The 17165-nt window shown below is 62.8% G+C and carries 15 protein-coding genes; 6 read left to right on the top strand and 9 right to left on the bottom strand.

Annotation, left to right across the window (positions count from 1 at the left end; all coding sequences use genetic code 11):
- Nucleotides 1-40 precede the first annotated feature (40 nt).
- The 4 genes from gatB (at nt 41) to KI241_RS04150 (ending at nt 3629) form a co-directional block, all read left to right on the top strand.
- Complete coding sequence (gene gatB / locus KI241_RS04165; RefSeq protein WP_259697618.1) at nt 41-1579, top strand: Asp-tRNA(Asn)/Glu-tRNA(Gln) amidotransferase subunit GatB; 1539 nt, start codon at nt 41-43, stop codon at nt 1577-1579.
- A 184-nt stretch (nt 1580-1763) separates the two neighbouring features.
- On the top strand, nt 1764-2141 hold the full coding sequence (locus tag KI241_RS04160) for a septal ring lytic transglycosylase RlpA family protein (RefSeq protein ID WP_042731712.1): 378 nt from the start codon (nt 1764-1766) through the stop codon (nt 2139-2141).
- A 49-nt stretch (nt 2142-2190) separates the two neighbouring features.
- On the top strand, nt 2191-3252 hold the full coding sequence (locus KI241_RS04155) for a calcium/sodium antiporter (RefSeq protein WP_042731713.1): 1062 nt from the start codon (nt 2191-2193) through the stop codon (nt 3250-3252).
- The gene (locus KI241_RS04150) at nt 3249-3629 is read left to right on the top strand and encodes a carboxymuconolactone decarboxylase family protein (RefSeq protein WP_042731714.1); all 381 of its coding nucleotides are present in this window, start codon (nt 3249-3251) and stop codon (nt 3627-3629) included. Before KI241_RS04155 ends, KI241_RS04150 begins: the two co-directional genes overlap by 4 nt.
- A 144-nt stretch (nt 3630-3773) precedes the next feature.
- Here the strand turns inward: KI241_RS04150 and KI241_RS04145 are convergent, their stop codons facing one another.
- From KI241_RS04145 to kdgD, 5 genes are all read right to left on the bottom strand, one after another.
- Nucleotides 3774-4715, bottom strand: coding sequence for an AEC family transporter (locus KI241_RS04145; RefSeq protein WP_042731715.1), 942 nt, complete (start codon nt 4713-4715; stop codon nt 3774-3776).
- Nucleotides 4716-5029: 314 nt separating this feature from the next.
- The gene (garD, locus tag KI241_RS04140; protein ID WP_042731716.1) at nt 5030-6583 is read right to left on the bottom strand and encodes a galactarate dehydratase; all 1554 of its coding nucleotides are present in this window, start codon (nt 6581-6583) and stop codon (nt 5030-5032) included.
- Between the two features lie 13 nt (nt 6584-6596).
- Nucleotides 6597-7961 carry an MFS transporter gene (locus KI241_RS04135; RefSeq protein ID WP_042731717.1) on the bottom strand — a complete coding sequence of 455 codons (1365 nt, stop codon included), beginning with the start codon at nt 7959-7961 and terminating at the stop codon, nt 6597-6599.
- A gap of 84 nt (nt 7962-8045) precedes the next feature.
- Nucleotides 8046-9491, bottom strand: a complete 1446-nt coding sequence (locus KI241_RS04130) for an aldehyde dehydrogenase family protein (RefSeq protein WP_042731718.1) — start codon at nt 9489-9491, stop codon at nt 8046-8048.
- A gap of 67 nt (nt 9492-9558) precedes the next feature.
- Nucleotides 9559-10470, bottom strand: coding sequence for a 5-dehydro-4-deoxyglucarate dehydratase (gene kdgD, locus KI241_RS04125; RefSeq protein ID WP_042731719.1), 912 nt, complete (start codon nt 10468-10470; stop codon nt 9559-9561).
- A 361-nt stretch (nt 10471-10831) separates the two neighbouring features.
- Between kdgD and KI241_RS04120 the strand changes: the two genes are divergently transcribed.
- Entirely contained in the window at nt 10832-11230 is a 399-nt protein-coding gene (locus tag KI241_RS04120; RefSeq protein ID WP_212803416.1) for a hypothetical protein, read from the top strand.
- Between the two features lie 174 nt (nt 11231-11404).
- On the opposite strand, the gene KI241_RS04115 is transcribed toward KI241_RS04120, so the two are convergent.
- The 4 genes from KI241_RS04115 to KI241_RS04100 all read right to left on the bottom strand — a co-directional run bounded on the left by KI241_RS04115 (nt 11405) and on the right by KI241_RS04100 (nt 16045).
- On the bottom strand, nt 11405-12151 hold the full coding sequence (locus tag KI241_RS04115) for a FadR/GntR family transcriptional regulator (protein WP_172679703.1): 747 nt from the start codon (nt 12149-12151) through the stop codon (nt 11405-11407).
- A 251-nt stretch (nt 12152-12402) separates the two neighbouring features.
- Nucleotides 12403-14130, bottom strand: a complete 1728-nt coding sequence (locus tag KI241_RS04110) for an ABC transporter ATP-binding protein/permease (RefSeq protein WP_042732379.1) — start codon at nt 14128-14130, stop codon at nt 12403-12405.
- Nucleotides 14131-14228: 98 nt separating this feature from the next.
- Entirely contained in the window at nt 14229-14789 is a 561-nt protein-coding gene (locus KI241_RS04105; RefSeq protein ID WP_042732380.1) for a response regulator transcription factor, read from the bottom strand.
- Nucleotides 14786-16045: an ATP-binding protein gene (locus tag KI241_RS04100; protein ID WP_042732381.1), complete on the bottom strand. Its 1260-nt coding sequence runs from the start codon at nt 16043-16045 to the stop codon at nt 14786-14788. The genes KI241_RS04105 and KI241_RS04100 overlap by 4 nt, the downstream gene beginning before the upstream one ends.
- Nucleotides 16046-16394: 349 nt before the next feature.
- Here KI241_RS04100 and KI241_RS04095 point away from each other — a divergent pair, with 349 nt between their 5' ends.
- Nucleotides 16395-17111 (top strand): SIMPL domain-containing protein, encoded by a 717-nt coding sequence (locus KI241_RS04095; RefSeq protein WP_042732382.1) that lies wholly within the window; start codon nt 16395-16397, stop codon nt 17109-17111.
- The last annotated feature ends 54 nt before the right edge of the window (nt 17112-17165 follow it).

The raw sequence follows: 17165 nt of genomic DNA, 5'->3' as shown, positions 1-17165 counted from the left end.
AATGCTGCGTTGAAAACTGGTTCGAAATGCTCATTGACTACTGTCAACTCCGCTTTCTCACCAGTTTTCGCCTTGCCTTACCTTCGCTCGCGACGTTTCAAAATCCCCTGATAAGACTTCTGAGGAGAAACACATGCAATGGGAAGTCGTGATCGGGCTGGAGATTCATACCCAGCTCACCACCCGGTCGAAAATCTTTTCCGGCAGCGCTACCACTTTCGGTTCCGAGCCCAACACCCAGGCCAGCCTGGTGGACCTGGGCATGCCCGGCGTGCTGCCGGTGCTCAACGCCGAAGCGGTGCGCATGGCGGTAATGTTCGGCCTGGCGATTGACGCCGAGATCGGCCAGCACAACGTGTTCGCCCGCAAGAACTACTTCTATCCGGACCTGCCCAAGGGCTACCAGATCAGCCAGATGGAACTGCCGATCGTGGGCAAGGGCCACCTGGACATCGCCCTGGAAGACGGCACGGTCAAGCGCGTCGGCATCACCCGGGCGCACCTGGAAGAAGACGCCGGCAAGAGCCTGCACGAAGAATTCAACGGCGCCACCGGCATCGACCTGAACCGCGCCGGCACGCCGCTTCTGGAGATCGTTTCCGAACCGGACATGCGCAGCGCCAAGGAAGCCGTGGCCTACGTCAAGGCGATCCACGCGCTGGTACGTTACCTGGGCATCTGCGACGGCAACATGGCCGAAGGTTCGCTGCGCTGCGACTGCAACGTGTCGATCCGTCCCAAGGGCCAGGCCGAGTTCGGCACCCGCTGCGAGATCAAGAACGTCAACTCGTTCCGCTTCATCGAGAAGGCGATCAACAGCGAGATCCAGCGCCAGATCGAACTGATCGAGGACGGCGGCAAGGTCATCCAGCAGACCCGCCTGTACGACCCGAACAAGGACGAAACCCGTCCGATGCGCAGCAAGGAAGAAGCCAACGACTACCGTTACTTCCCCGACCCGGACCTGCTGCCGGTGGTCATCGAGGACACCTTCCTCAATGACGTGCGCGCCACCCTGCCGGAACTGCCACCGCAAAAACGCGAGCGTTTCCAGGCGCAGTTCGGGCTGTCGAGCTACGACGCCAACGTCCTGGCCACCAGCCGCGAACAGGCCGACTACTTCGAGAAAGTCGTGAGTATCGGCGGCGACGCCAAACTGGCGGCCAACTGGGTGATGGTCGAGCTGGGCAGCCTGCTGAACAAGCAGGGCCTGGAGATCGACGAGTCGCCGGTGTCGGCCGAGCAACTGGGCGGCATGCTGTTGCGGATCAAGGACAACACCATTTCCGGCAAGATCGCCAAGATGGTGTTCGAGGCCATGGCCAATGGTGAGGGCAGCGCCGACGAGATCATCGACAAGCGCGGCTTGAAACAGGTCACCGACACCGGGGCGATCAGCGCCGTGCTCGATGAAATGCTCGCAGCCAACGCCGAGCAGGTCGAACAGTACCGCGCGGCAGACGAAGCCAAGCGCGGCAAGATGTTCGGCTTCTTCGTCGGCCAGGCCATGAAAGCCTCCAAGGGCAAGGCCAACCCGCAACAGGTCAACGAATTGCTCAAAAGCAAGCTCGAGGGCTGAGTGCGATGGAGCCAGTCCGCAAGTCTGGCTCATTCCCCTGTGGCGAGGGAGCTTGCTCCCGCTGGGGCGCGCAGCGCCCCCCGGCTTTCTGTTGCCAGAGTCGGGGGGCTGCTGCGCAGCCCAGCGGGAGCAAGCTCCCTCGCCACAATAAATTTACAACCACACTGATGTGGAAAACCTTTCGATGAAGCGTCTCCTCGGCGCCTGCGCCCTGCTGTCCCTGCTGGCCGGTTGCGCCAGCCAGAGCGGGACAGTTGATCCACACGGCTACGACCAGACTGGCGTCGCTTCTTATTACGGTGCCAGGCACCACGGCAAACGCACCGCCAGCGGCGAGCGTTTCGACCAGCACGGCCTGACCGCCGCCCATCGCCAGTTGCCGTTCGGCACACGGGTGAAAATCACCAACCTGGGCAACAATGACAGCGTCGTGGTCCGCATCAACGACCGTGGCCCGTATACTCGGGGGCGCTTGATCGACGTGTCTCGCGAAGCAGCCGAGCAACTGGGCATGTTACGCACCGGCACCGCGCGGGTACGCGTGCAAGCCCTCGACGACTGATAGACGGAGCCCGGCCATTTCCCTACTCGCCGCTTTATCGCTGCTCAGCCTGATCGAACTGTTCGGCGGCCTGCTGTTGCTGATTGTCGGCGCCGAGTTGCTGGTGCGCGCCGCCGTCGGCGTGGCGGCACGCTTGCAGGTGCGCCCGCTGATCATCGGCCTGACCGTTGTTGCCCTGGGCAGCAGCGCGCCACAGATGGCCGTGAGCCTGCAAGCGACCTTGGCGCAAAACGCCGACATCGCCGTGGGCAGCGTGATCGGCAGCAGCATCTTCAACATCCTCGTCACCCTGGGGCTGTCGGCGCTGATCATGCCGTTGCGCGTCTCGCGCCAACTGGTGCGCCTGGACATCCCGTTGATGATCGGCGCCAGCCTGCTGGTGTTCGTGCTGGCCTTGAACGAAGAACTGACCCGCCTGGACGGGACATTGTTGCTGGCGGCCCTGGCGGTGTACCTCGGCCTACTGCTGCGCCAGTCACGGCACTCCATGCGCCCCCACGCGGCGAGCGTCGACGCGGCGCAGGTGTCCTGGCCCAGGAGCCTGACGATGATCGTGCTCGGCTTGGCGATGCTGATCTACGCCGGGCACCTGCTGCTGGGCGCGGCAGTGACGGTGGCGACGGACCTGGGCTTGTCGGAACGCATCATCGGCCTGACCATCGTCGCCGTCGGCACCTCGCTGCCGGAACTCGCCACCTCGCTGATCGCGGCCCTGCGCGGCCAGCGCGACATTGCGGTGGGCAACGTGATCGGCAGCAACCTGTTCAACCTGCTGGGGGTGCTGGGGGTGACCGCCCTCGTCGCGCCCACGCCGCTTTCGGTTTCGCCGAACGCCCTGGACTTCGACCTGCCGGTGATGCTGGGCGTGGCGGTGCTGTGCCTGCCGGTGTTCTATTCCGGGTACCGGGTCACCCGCGCCGAAGGCCTGCTGCTGCTGGGCCTGTACCTGGTCTATGGGCTGCACGTGGTGTCATTCACCACCGGCATGCCCCTGGCCGGCCGACTGGAACGGCTGATGCTGTTCTATGTGCTGCCCACCTTGCTCGCGTTCTTGCTGTTCACTTTCGTGCGCGCCTGGCGCCGCCAACACCACAAGAGGGATTTGCCATGACCGACACTCCGAAGACCGGCCTCGACATGCGTCGCCAGGTCATGGGCGACGCGTTCGTCGACCGCGCCTTGGGCAACGCCACCGACTTCACCCAGCCGTTGCAGGACTTCGTCAACGAACACGCCTGGGGCAGCGTCTGGCGTCGCGAAGGCCTGCCGCTGAAAACCCGCAGCCTGATCACACTCGCCGCCCTCACCGCCCTCAAGTGCCCACAGGAATTGAAAGGCCACGTGCGCGGCGCGCTGAACAATGGCTGCACGGTGGAAGAGATCCGCGAGGCACTGCTGCATTGCGCGGTGTATGCCGGCGTGCCGGCGGCGATCGATGCGTTTCGGGCAGCGCAGGAAGTGATCGAGGCGTATCAGAAGCCGGAGTAAAGCGCGGGATTTTCCGTGAATGGACCGGCCTCTTCGCGGGCAAGCCCGCTCCCACATTCGACCGCATTCCTTCTGAAGAAGCCCGATCACTGTGGGAGCGGGCTTGCCCGCGAAGAGGCTCCAGAGAACACCAGAAGCCCAAGCCTAGATCCACCCACCCCACTGCAACACAAAAATCCCGATGTTGGTGGTGATCGCCGCCATCAAGGTGGTGATGACGATGATCGCCGCCGCCAGTTCATGGTTGCCATCGGCGGCACGGGCCATGACGAAGCTCGCGGCGGCGGTGGGGCTGCCGAAGTAGAGGAACAGGATCCCCAGCTCCGCGCCGCGAAAGCCCCAGACCCAGGCGCCCAGGGTGGTCAGCAGCGGCAGGCCAACCATCTTCACCAGGCTCGAACTCATGGCCATCTTGCCGCTCTTGCGCAGTGCTGCCAGCGACAGCGTGCCACCGATGCAGATCAGCGCCAGGGGCAAGGTCATCTGCGCCAGGTATTTGCCTGATGTCTCGAGCCAGTTCGGCAGGCCGATCTGCCAATAGGCGAACGGCGCGGCGACGATCACGCTGATGATCAGCGGGTTGCTGAACACGCTTTTGCAGATACTCCACGGGTCCGACTTGATCACCGGGCTGTAGACCGCCAGCACGATGGTCGATAGGGTGTTGTAGAACAGGATCACCAGCGCGGCGAGAATCGCCCCCAGGGAAATCCCGTAGTCGCCATACATGCTTGCTGCCAGCGCCAGGCCGATCACCCCGTTGTTGCCGCGAAACGCGCCCTGGGTGTAGATGCCGCGGTCTTCCCGCGGGCACCGCCAGATCGCCCAACCCCAGGCCATGGCGAAACTCACCAGGGTGGCGACGGAAAAGTAGATCAGCAGATCAGGTTGCAACGCGGCGTGCAGGTCGGCATGGAGGATGCCAAGGAACAACAGCGCCGGCATGGTGACGTTGAACACCAGGGACGAGGCGATGTGGATGAAGTTGTCGTTGATCCAGTCGATGCGCTTGAGCACCACCCCCAGAAACAGCATGGCAAACACCGGCGCGGTGATGTTCAGGGTTTCGAGGAAAATTGCCAGCATGCCGGGGACCTTTCGAGGGGGGTGTCGTTAGGTGGCTAATGATAAGCCACTCGCGGCACTGGCGTCTGGAGATTCCTGTGGGAGCGGGCTTGCTCGCGAAGACGCCGGCACATCCAACATCGATGCAAGCTTAACCACCGCCTTCGCGAGCAAGCTCGCTCCCACACTCGATCGTGGATGGTCACAGCGTTTGTGTCCGCCACCAAAACCCTGTGGGAGCGAGCTTGCTCGCGAAAGCGTTAGTTCAGTCGACACCATGTCGCATGTACTGCCGTCTTCGCGGGCAAGCCCGCCCCTACATGATGAACGCCGGCTCAGGTAATCGGCGCAGGGTTGAACAGGGTGATGTCGTTGAACAGTTTGTGCTGTTCTGCCCAGGTCTTTTTCTTGCCGCTGGCCACGTCCAGGTAGTAGTGGAACAGCTCCCAACCCAGCTCCTCGATCGAGGCACGACCGGTGGCGATGCGCCCGGCGTCGATGTCGATCAGGTCCGGCCAGCGCTGGGCCAGCTCGGTGCGGGTCGAGACCTTCACCACCGGCGCCATTGCCAGGCCGTACGGGGTGCCACGGCCGGTGGTGAACACGTGCAGGTTCATCCCCGCCGCCAGTTGCAGCGTACCGCAGACAAAGTCACTGGCCGGTGTGGCGCAGAAGATCAGGCCTTTTTGCTTGAACCGCTCGCCCGGGCCGAGCACGCCGTTGATCGCGCTGCTGCCGGACTTGACGATCGAGCCCAGGGATTTTTCGACAATGTTCGACAACCCGCCCTTCTTGTTGCCCGGCGTGGTGTTGGCGCTGCGGTCCGCCTCGCCCTTGGCCAGGTAACGGTCGTACCAGTCCATTTCCCGCACCAGTTCCTGGGCGACTTCCCGGGTTTGCGCCCGGGAGGTCAGCAGGTAGATCGCATCGCGCACTTCGGTGACTTCGGAAAACATCACCGTCGCCCCGGCGCGCAGCAACAGGTCCGAGGCATAGCCCAGGGCCGGGTTGGCGGTGATGCCGGAAAACGCATCGCTGCCACCGCACTGCATGCCCAGGATCAACTCCGACGCCGGCACGGTTTCGCGACGGCGCTGGTCGAGCTTCTTCAGGCGGGTTTCGGCCAGGTCCATGATCTGCTCGATCATTTCCGTGAAGCCGTGGCTGGCGTCCTGCAAGCGATACAACCACGGCTCGCTGAGGTCCACCGAGCTGTCGTTGTCGTGCATCACCTGCCCGGCCTGCAATTTCTCGCAGCCCAGGCTGATGACCAACGCCTCGCCCCCCAGGTTCGGGTTGCGCGCCAGGTTACGCACGGTGCGGATCGGGATGTACGCGTCGGTGGCGGTGATTGCCACGCCGCAGCCGTAGCTGTGGGTCAGCGCCACCACGTCGTCGACGTTCGGGTACTTGGGCAGCAACTCGTCCTTGATGCGCTTGACCGCGTGGTCCAGCACCCCGGTCACGCACTGCACCGTGGTGGTGATGCCCAGGATGTTGCGCGTGCCCACGGTACCGTCGGCGTTGCGATAGCCTTCGAAGGTATAGCCCTCGAGCGGTGCATCGGCCGCCGGCACGTCGGTGGACAGCGGCAGGCTGTCCAGCGGCGGCGCGGTGGGCATGCGCAGCTGGTCTTCCTTGACCCAGCTGCCACGGGGGATCGGTTGCAGCGCGTAGCCGATGACCTGGCCGTAGCGAATCACCTCGCCACCCTCAGGGATGTCCTGCAGGGTGACCTTGTGGCTCTGCGGCACGAAGTCCACGGTGACCAGGCCGTCCGGGAATTCGGTCCCGGCCGGTACGCCCTGGTCATTGACGACGATCACGACGTTGTCCCGCTCATGCAGGCGGATGTAACGTGGCGAATCGGCATGTTCAATCAATTGCATTGACGCCGCTCCTTCAGGATTTAGCTTCGGACAGACTGGAGACGTCGGCATCCTTGGCCGTAGGTTCCTTGAGTACGACGCGCTTGATCGGCCCGACGATGACCAGGTAGCTGAACACCGCCACCAGGGCATTGCAACCGACGAATACCAGCGCCCACTTGAACGAACCGGTGGCACTGATGATGTAGCCGATGACGATTGGCGTGGTGATCGAAGCCAGGTTGCCGAAGGTGTTGAACAAGCCACCACTGAGGCCGGCGATCTGTTTCGGCGAGGTGTCGGACACCACGGCCCAGCCCAGTGCGCCCACGCCTTTACCGAAGAATGCCAGGGCCATGAAGCCCACCACCATCCATTCGATCTCGACGTAGTTACAGGCCACGATGCTGCTGGACACCAGCAGGCCGGCGATGATCGGCGCCTTGCGGGCGAAGGTCAGCGAGTGGCCCTTGCGCAGCAGGTAGTCGGAGATCACCCCGCCCAGCACGCCGCCGATGAAACCACAGATTGCCGGCAAGGACGCGATGAAACCGGCCTTGAGGATGGTCATGCCACGTTCCTGCACCAGGTACACCGGGAACCAGGTCAGGAAGAAGTAGGTGATGCCGTTGATGCAGTATTGGCCCAGGTACACGCCGAGCATCATGCGGTTGGTGAGCAGTTGGCGGATGTAGTCCCACTTCGGACCGTCACCCTTGGCTTTCTTGCCCTTGTCCTGGTCCATGTCGACCATCGCGCCGTTGGCGGCGATGTGATTGAACTCGGCTTCGTTGATCATCGGGTGCTGGCGCGGGCTGTAGATCACCTTCAGCCAGATCAGCGAGAACACGATGCCGATGATGCCCATCACGATGAACACGTGCTGCCAGCCGAAGCGGTAGACGATCCAACCCATCAGCGGAGCGAACAACACGGTGGCGAAGTACTGCGCCGAGTTGAAGATCGCCGAGGCGGTGCCGCGTTCTGCGGTGGGGAACCAGGCGGCGACGATGCGGGCGTTGCCCGGGAAGGACGGCGCTTCGGCCAGCCCCACCAGAAAGCGCAGCATGAACAGGGCAACCACGGCCGTGGACATGCCGAATTCACCCACATAGCCTTGCAGCACGGTGAACAACGACCAGGTGAAAATACTCAGGGCGTAGATTTTTTTCGACCCGAACCGGTCGAGCAGCCAGCCGCCGGGAATCTGCCCGGCCACGTAGGCCCAGCCGAAGGCGGAGAAGATGTAACCGAGGGTGACGGCATCGATGCCGAGGTCTTTTTGCAGGCTGGAGCCTGCGATGGCGATGGTGGCACGGTCGGCGTAGTTGATCGTTGTCACCACAAACAGCATGAGCAGGATCAAATAGCGGACGTGTGTCGGCTTGGTCGCTTGCATGAAAAAGTACTCCCACTATTTATTTTTATGCGGGTCAGCAGATTGTACGGCCAGGCTGGATCACCAGCCCGGCCGGTGTTGCAGTTACGATCCGATGTAAGAGGTCTTCACCACTGTGTAGAACTCTTGCGCGTAGCGACCTTGCTCACGCGAACCATAGGACGAACCCTTACGCCCGCCGAACGGCACGTGGTAATCCACGCCGGCGGTCGGCAGGTTGACCATCACCATGCCCGCCTGGGAATGGCGCTTGAAGTGGTTGGCATACTTCAGCGACGTGGTGGCGATACCGGCCGACAGGCCGAACTCGGTGTCGTTGGCCATCGCCAGCGCCGCCTCGTAGTCCGCCACGCGCACGACGTTGGCCACCGGGCCGAAGATCTCTTCGCGGCTAATGCGCATCGACGCCTCGCTGTCGCTGAACAAGGTCGGCGCCAGGAAGTAGCCTTCGGTGTCGCACGTCACCAGGCCGCCACCGCTGACCAGCCGCGCACCTTCGCTCTGGCCGATGTCGATGTACTTCAAGTCCTGGTCGAGTTGAGCTTGGGAAACCACCGGGCCGATGTCGGTGCCGGCCTTCAACGCATGGCCGACCTTGATCGACTGCATGCGCTCGGCCATCGCCGCGACGAACTTGTCGTGGATACCGGCGGTGACGATCAGGCGGCTGGAAGCCGTGCAACGCTGGCCGGTGGAGTAGAACGCGCTCTGCACCGCCAGCTCGACGGCCTGCTTGAGGTCGGCGTCGTCGAGGATGATCTGCGGGTTCTTGCCGCCCATTTCCAACTGCACCTTGGCCTGGCGCGACACGCAGTTGACGGCGATCTGCCGCCCCACGCCCACGGAGCCGGTGAAGCTGATGCCATCGACTTTCGGGCTGTTGACCAGCACTTCACCGACGACGCGGCCGCTGCCCATCACCAGGTTGAACACGCCGGCCGGGAAACCGGCGCGGGAAATGATTTCCGCCAGGGCCCAGGCGCAACCCGGTACCAGTTCGGCGGGCTTGATCACCACGCAGTTGCCGTAGGCCAGGGCCGGGGCGATTTTCCACGCCGGGATGGCGATCGGGAAGTTCCACGGGGTGATCAGGCCGACCACACCCAGGGCTTCGCGGGTCACTTCGACGTTGACGCCCGGGCGCACCGACGGCACGTAGTCGCCGGACAGGCGCAGGCATTCACCGGCGAAGAATTTGAAAATGTTGCCGGCGCGGGTCACTTCGCCGATGGCTTCGGGCAGGGTCTTGCCCTCTTCGCGAGCCAGCAGTTGGCCGAGCTCTTCGCGGCGGGCGAGGATCTCGCTGCCGACTTTGTCCAGCGCATCGTGACGCGCCTGAATGCCCGAGGTCGACCAGGTCGGAAAGGCGGCGCGGGCCGCTTCGATGGCGGCGTTGACTTGCGCTGCGTCAGCCTTGGCGTATTCACCGATGACATCGGACAAATCGGACGGGTTGATGTTGGTGCAATAGTCGGCACCGGCTACCCACTGACCGTTGATGTAGTTATCGAAACGCTTTGCATCAGTCACGGATGCTCTCCTCACAAAAAGCCTTACGCAAAAAGCCGCTGATTGCTCAGCGGCTTTGTCGGGTCTGTTACTGCTTGCCTTGCTTGTCGATCAGCGCGGCCAGGGCTTCGTATTCTTCCGGCAGCAGGTCGGTCAGCGGCGTGCGCACAGGACCGGCGTCATAGCCAACGATCTTCGCGCCGGCCTTGACGATGCTCACGGCATAACCGGCCTTGCGGTTGCGGATGTCCAGGTATGGCAGGAAGAAGTCATCGATGATCTTGCCAACGGTGTCGTGATCGTCGCGGGCAATGGCGTGGTAGAAGTCCATCGCGGTTTTCGGGATGAAGTTGAACACCGCCGAGGAGTAGACCGGCACGCCCAGGGCCTTGTAGGCCGCGGCGTAGACTTCTGCGGTCGGCAGGCCGCCCAGGTAGCTGAAGCGATCGCCGAGGCGACGACGGATCGACACCATCAGTTCGATGTCGCCCAGGCCGTCCTTGTAGCCGATCAGGTTCGGGCAACGCTCGGCCAGTTGTTCCAGCTGGTTGGCGTTCAAGCGGCAGACGTTACGGTTGTAGACCACCACGCCGATCTTCACCGATTTGCACACGGCTTCAACGTGGGCGGCAACGCCGTCCTGGCTGGCTTCGGTCAGGTAGTGCGGCAGCAGCAACAGGCCCTTGGCACCCAGACGCTCGGCTTCTTGAGCGTATTCGATGGCCTGGCGGGTGGCACCGCCGACACCGGCCAGGATTGGCACGCTGGTCGCGCAGGTATCGACGGCGGTCTTGATGACTTGCGAATACTCGCTGGCGGCCAGGGAGAAGAATTCACCGGTGCCACCGGCTGCGAACAAGGCAGAGGCGCCGTACGGGGCCAGCCACTCGAGGCGCTTGATGTAGCTGTCGCGATTGAAATCGCCTTGGGCAGTGAAATCGGTGACCGGGAAAGACAGCAGGCCAGACGAGAGGATGGACTTCAGTTCTTGTGGATTCATTATTCGAACACCCTGGGACGCAATGTATGTATGAGAGAGTTAAGCTTCGGCCAGAAGTTGTAGGTCATCGTACAACTTAAATAACTTGCGTCAACTGCATTTCGTCATCGAAGGGTAAAAAAGGCCTGATGGACCGTTCGTCAGCACTGTCGACTCTGCCAGTAGGCGGCCTTTTGGGAAGCAGGCATAACCGGCAGGTGGCCGTGCCATACCCACGAACGCCCTGACATCTCGAAGGACCCTGCCGAACGGCCATTCGCAACCCGCAGTCCTGGCTCCTTCCTGTAGGTTTCACAATGGCTTTATTGCCGTGAGCCGCCCGTGCGCGATGGTCACGGCCGACCTCACCGGGAGCGACACCATGACGACGACATTCGAGAAACCCACGCTCAAGGATTTTCCAGCCGCCCCGGCCAGTGGGGAGGCGACGGTGAGCCTGTCGAAGGCGGGCAAGGCACTGACCGTGCAGATCCCGGACTCGGATATCTCACCCTACTCGTCCGTACACCTGACCCTGGGTGCGGCCTCCAAGCCGCCGGAATGGACGGGCAATCTCGAACCCATGATGGTCAACAAGACGCCCGAAACGCACCCGGATGACTTCGAGGTGGCGGAACTGCGCAAGGGCGTAACCCTGACGGTGCCCGGCGACACACTGAAGGCATTCAGCGGCCGATTGGTTGAACTGCACTACACGTTTACCTACGAGAGTGGCGGGGCCGATACGTCCAAGCCACTGAACGTGCGATTCAAGGCATAAAACCAACATCCAAATCACCACCGTCCCCTGTGGCGAGGGAGCTCGCTCCCGCTGGACTGCGCAGCAGACCCGCTCGGTGGGGCTGCGCCCCAAGCGGGAGCAAGCTCCCTCGCCACGGGAATTTGGGTTGTCTGGGGGATGGGGATACTTTCGGCCCCGGGGAGCCCTGCCCTTCTAGCCCTGGGCTTGCGCCTCTTCATGGGCTTGGCGCAGGCGCTCACGGCTGTTGGTCAGGTGCAGGCGCATGGCGGCGCGGGCGGCGTCGGAGTCCTGGCGGGCGATGGCTTCGTAGATTTCCTCGTGCTCGCGGCTCAGGCGGTCCATGTAGTGTTGCTGGTCGTCGTGGGCCAGGCGCGCCGAGTTCAGCCGGGTGCGCGGGATGATGCTGGTGCCCAGGTGGGTCATGATGTCGGTGAAGTAGCGGTTGCCGGTGGACAGGGCGATTTCCAGGTGGAAGGCGAAGTCCGAGGCCACCGCGTCGCTGGCATGAGCCGCGCTTTCCTTCAACGCGTCGAGGGCGGCGCGCATGGTCGCCAGTTGCTCGGCGCTGCGGCGTTGCGCGGCCAGGCCGGCGGATTCCACCTCCAGGCTGATGCGCAATTCCAGGACCGCCAGCACGTCACGCAAGGTGACCACCGTGGCCGGGTCGATACGAAAGCCGCTCGGGCTCGGCGTATCCAGCACGAAGGTGCCGATGCCATGGCGGGTTTCCACCTGGCCGGCGGCCTGCAACCGGGAAATCGCCTCGCGCACCACGGTGCGGCTGACACCATGGGCTTCCATGATCGCCGACTCGGTGGGCAATTTATCGCCACGCTTGAGCAGACCGTCGCGAATCTGCTCGGTCAGCACCGTCACCAGCTCCTGCGCCAGGCTGCGGCGCTTGCGGGGAAGGCGGGGTATGTCGATCGGGTTTTCCATGGGGCTCATGTCTCGGCAAGCGGCTGAATGCGCATCATGATAGCGCAACGTGGTTGTACGATCACCGTGTTCCCTGGCAGCCTCCTCAAAGAATGCCGCCATGCACCGTTGTGGCGAGGGGATTTATCCCCGCTGGGGCGCGAAGCGCCCCCCGTTCCAATTGTCTGACACACCGCGGTGGCAGGCTACAGGTCTGCTGCGCAGCCCAACGGGGATAAATCCCCTCGCCACAACAGTGTTCGGCACTGACATCAAGTGACGACAGTGCGCTCCATCAGTTGGCCATTTTCAATACGCACATGTCGCGGATGGAAACGTTTCAAACTGCTTCGATGCCCGACGCTGACGATGCTCAGCCCTGGTAACTGGTCGATCAACGCCTGGTACAGCGTTGCCTCGTCCTCTTCATCCATCGCCGACGTCGCTTCGTCCATGTACAGCCATTGCGGTGCGTACAGCAATGCACGGGCGAAGGCCAGGCGTTGCTGCTCGCCCGGGGACAGCATGCGTTGCCAGTGATCGCTTTCGTCCAGGCGCGCGATCAGGTGCGGCAAACGGCAGGTTTCCAGCACCTGTGCATAACGTTCGTCGGGGTAGACGTCGCCGGCCTGTGGATAACTCAAGACCTCACGCAGGCTGCCAATGGGCAGGTAAGGCTTTTGCGGCAGGAACAGGTAGCGCGCCGAAGGCAGCAGAATGTTGCCATGCCCGGCCGGCCACAGATGCCCCATCGCGCGGAACAAGGTGGATTTGCCACTGCCCGAACGACCGCTGAGCATCACCCGCTCACCCGGCGCCACCGTCATGTCGGCGTTGCTGAGCAGATGCCGACCGTCAGCCAGGTCCAGTCCCAGGTTGTGCACTTTCAGCACGTTGCCCTGGCTCTGCACATCGATAGCCGGTACGCGTTCCTCGTTGTCGCTCATGGCCTGGCGGAAACTCAGCAGACGATCGCAGGTGGCGCGCCACGCGGCGAGGTCGGCGTAGGCACTGATGAACCAGCTGAAATTCTCCTGCACGCTGCCGAAGGCCGAGTTGATCTGCATGAGCTCGCCCAGCTGGATCTTGCCGGCGAAATAGCGCGGTGCCGCGACGATGAACGGGAAGATGATCGCGATCTGGCCGTAGCCGGAGGTGAAGAAGGTCAAGCGCTTGGACACCCGCATGATGTCCCAGAAGTTGTGCCAGACCAGCCCGAAACGTCCGCTCAAGCGACGATTCTCATTCGGCTCGCCGTTGTACAACGCAATGCTCTCGGCGTTCTCGCGCACCCGCACCATGGAAAAACGCAGGTCGGCTTCGAAGCGTTGCTGGTTGTTGTTCAGGCCGATCAGCCGGCGACCGATCAGGTGCGTCAGCCAACTGCCCACCGCGGCATAGATCAGCGCGGCCCAGAACATATAGCCGGGGATGGTGTAGCCGAACACTTCGATGCTGCCCGACACGCCCCACAGGATGATCGAGAACGACACCAGGCTGACCACGGTACGCAGCAGCCCCAACCCCAGGCCCAGGGTATTGGTGGTGAAGCTGTTGAGGTCTTCGGAAATCCGCTGGTCGGGGTTGTCGGTATAGCCGCCCTGCTCCAGGCGGTAGTAATTCTTGTGGCTGAGCCAGCGGGCGAAATGCTGCTCGGTGAGCCAGGCCCGCCAGCGGATGGTGAGCATCTGCGTGAGGTACAAGCGGTACACCGCCCCGAGGATCGCCACCGCCGCGATGCCGCAGAAGTACAGGATCAATTGCCAGAACGCCGCACTGTTCTTCTCTTGCAGGGCGTTGTAGAAATCCTTGTACCAACTGTTGATCCACACCGAAATCGCCACGCTGAACAGCGACAGCGCGATGACGGCAATCAATAACGTCCAGGCCTTGCCCTTCTCCTCACTGCGCCAGTACGGCGTGGTCATTTGCCAGACACGGCGGAAAAACTGCCCGCGCACCGCGTCATTGACCGCGGAATATTCAGCGTTCTGATTCATGGTTAAGGCTCGATAGAAAAAAGAACAGACTCGGGCCGATCATAGTGCAACGGCCCGATTGACCGCGAGGGTGTGGACACCATCTGTTCAGCGCAGGTTCAGCGACGCACGGGGCGCTTCTGCAATTTGCGCTGCAAGGTCCGCCGGTGCATGCCCAGGGCGCGGGCGGTGGCGGAAATATTGCCTTCGTGCTCGGTCAGCACCCGCTGGATGTGCTCCCATTGCAGGCGATCGACCGACATGGGGTTTTCCGGTACCAGGGTGTCGAGGTCGGCATGTTCGGACAGCAGCGCCGCCAACACATCGTCAGCGTCCGCCGGCTTGCACAGGTAATTGCAGGCGCCGCGCTTGATGGCCTCGACCGCGGTGGCGATGCTCGAATAGCCGGTGAGGATCACCACGCGCATCTCCGGGTCCAGCTCCAGCAACTTGGGTAGCAGCACCAGGCCCGAATCGCCGTCCATCTTCAGGTCGAGGGCGGCGTAGTCCGGCAAGTCGGCCTGGGCGAGGGCCAGGCCTTCTTCGGCGGAACCGGCCGTGCTCACGCGAAAGCCGCGGCGGGACATGGCCCGTGCCATGACGCGGGTGAAGGTGGCGTCGTCATCGACCAGCAACAGGTGCGGCAGCTCTTCGCCGTCGACTTGGATCTCGTCACTCATGTTTCGTCTCCTCGGTCGGCATGGGGCAGGCGCAGCTCGGTGAGCGTGCCGCCGCTCTCATGGGGGTAGAGTTTCACCGAGCCGCCGGCGCGTGTCACGCTGGCTTTGCTCAAAAACAGGCCCAGGCCCAGGCCTTTGCCCTTGGTGGTGTAGAACGGTTTGCCGATCTGCTCGGCGATGGCCAGCGGCACGCCCGCGCCGTGGTCTCGAATGCTGATGGTCAAATCGAAGGCATTCCAGTCCAGGGTCACTTCCATGCCTTCGGGGCAGGCATCGGCGGCGTTGTTCAACAGGTTCAGCAGTGCCTGGGTCAGATCCGGCGGTGGCGCCATGCGCGGCACTGGCCCCTGGCCCAGACGTTGGAAGCGATAACTGGCTTCGGGGCGCATCAGGTGCCAGCGGTTCAAGGCTTCGTCGAGCCAATCGGTGACATCCTGCATGTCGATGGCCAACCGACGATTGGCCTCAGCGGCCCGCACCAGGTATTGCAGGGTTTCCTTGCAGAGCTTGACCTGGTCCTGCAGGACGCTGAGGTCGTCCTGCAGTGCGGGATCAGGGTGATCCTGCTGCATTTCCTTGAGCAGCACGCTCATGGTCGCCAACGGCGTGCCCAACTCGTGGGCGGCACCAGCGGCCTGAGTCGCCACGGCCAGCAACTGCTCGTCCCGCAGGCCCTCTTCACGACGAATGGCCCGCAGTTCTTCCTGGCGCCGCAACTCCTCGGCCATGCGCGCGGCAAAAAACGTGATGACCGCCGCGGCCAGGGCAAAGCTCAGCCACATGCCATAGATCTGCAGGTTTTCCCGGGCGATGGGGAAGGTTTCCAGGGGATAGAAGCGCACCAGCAGCAAGGTGTACAACGCCAGGGCGATGCCGGAAAGAATCAGCGAAAATCGCCATGGCAGCGTCACGGCGGCGATGGTCAACGGCACCAGGTAATAAGACACGAAAGGGTTGGTGGAGCCGCCGGAGAAGTACAACAGCGCGCTGTGGATGAACAGGTCGCCGGCCAGTTGCACGGCGTATTCCAGCTCGGTCACCGGCCACGAGGCACGCAAGCGAACCGCCGTCAGCGCACACAGCACCGAGGAGCAGACCAGCGTGATCGCCAGTTGCAGCCAGGGCAACGGCAGCAGGTCGAACCAGTAGGCGAGCCCCACCGAACCGGCCTGGGCAGCCAGGACCAGAATACGGATGAACGTCAGGCGCCAGAGATTCTGGCGAGAGGCAGAAGTCAGTTGCAAAGGGGCGAGCATGAGCTCTCCTGATGAGTGCTCCAGGTGAATCGCACGGAGTATAACCAACGCACGGGTTGCGCAGACAAGTGTGCGGCAAAGCGCCACAGCCTCTGAGTGCTACGCATCCCCGCTGGGCTGCGAAGCAGACCTAAAACAGGCCCCTGCGCTATGTCAGATGGACCGAGTTGCTGGTCTTGGGGTTGCTGCGCAACCCAACGGGGATAAATCCCCTCGCCACAAGGGTGCTTCATTGGCCTCATGCATCTGTATAGAAGTTGTAACTGTGCGAACCGGATCGCAGCAGCTAGAGTCTTATCGTTCACGCAGGCCCGGACCTCATCCCTGCGCATCATCCCAAGGAGCTTTCATGCACACGTTCAGTCGCCACGTCGCCCTGCTCGCCCTCAGCCTCGGCACGGTCGCCAGCCTGCCGGCCCTGGCCGCCGATGAGCTGCACTACAACCAGATCTCGCTGCGCGCCGAAGCCAGCCAGGAAGTGGCCCGCGACCTGATGATCGTCACCCTCTACACCGAGGAACAGAACACCGACCCGGCCAAGCTCGCCGCCGCCGTCAGCACCACGCTGAACAAAGCCATCGGCCAGGCCAAACAGGTCAAGGACATCACCCTGCGCCAGGGCAGCCGCAACAGCTACCCGATCTACGACAACAAGGGCGGGAAGATCACCGGCTGGCGTGAGCGCGCCGAACTGCGCCTGGAAAGCGCCGACTTCGCCGCCCTGTCCAAACTCACCGGCGAGTTGCTCACCGACATGAAGATGGGCGGCATGGACTTCGCCATCTCCACCGCCACCCGCCAAAGCAGCGAAGACGCCCTGCTCAAGGACGCCGTCAACGCCTTCAAGGCCCGCGCCCAACTGGCCACCGAGGCCCTGGGCGGCAAGGGCTACAAAATCGTCAGCCTGAACCTCAACAGCAACGGTTATCCACAACCCTACCTGCGCGCGCCGATGATGATGAAAGGCGCCTCCATGGACGCGGAATCCGTGACGCCTGAGGTGGAAGCGGGCACCAGCCAGGTGAGCATGACGGCGGATGGGGCGATTGAGGTTTTGATGCAGTGATGCAGGACTGACAGAGATATCCAGCCCAGTGACACACTTTGTGGCGAGGGGATT

It is taken from the genome of Pseudomonas sp. Cab53, from assembly GCF_018325965.1.
Classification (GTDB): domain Bacteria; phylum Pseudomonadota; class Gammaproteobacteria; order Pseudomonadales; family Pseudomonadaceae; genus Aquipseudomonas; species Aquipseudomonas chlororaphis_E.
Note: the sequence above shows the minus strand (reverse complement) of the source record. Positions and strands in the feature narration are given on the sequence as shown.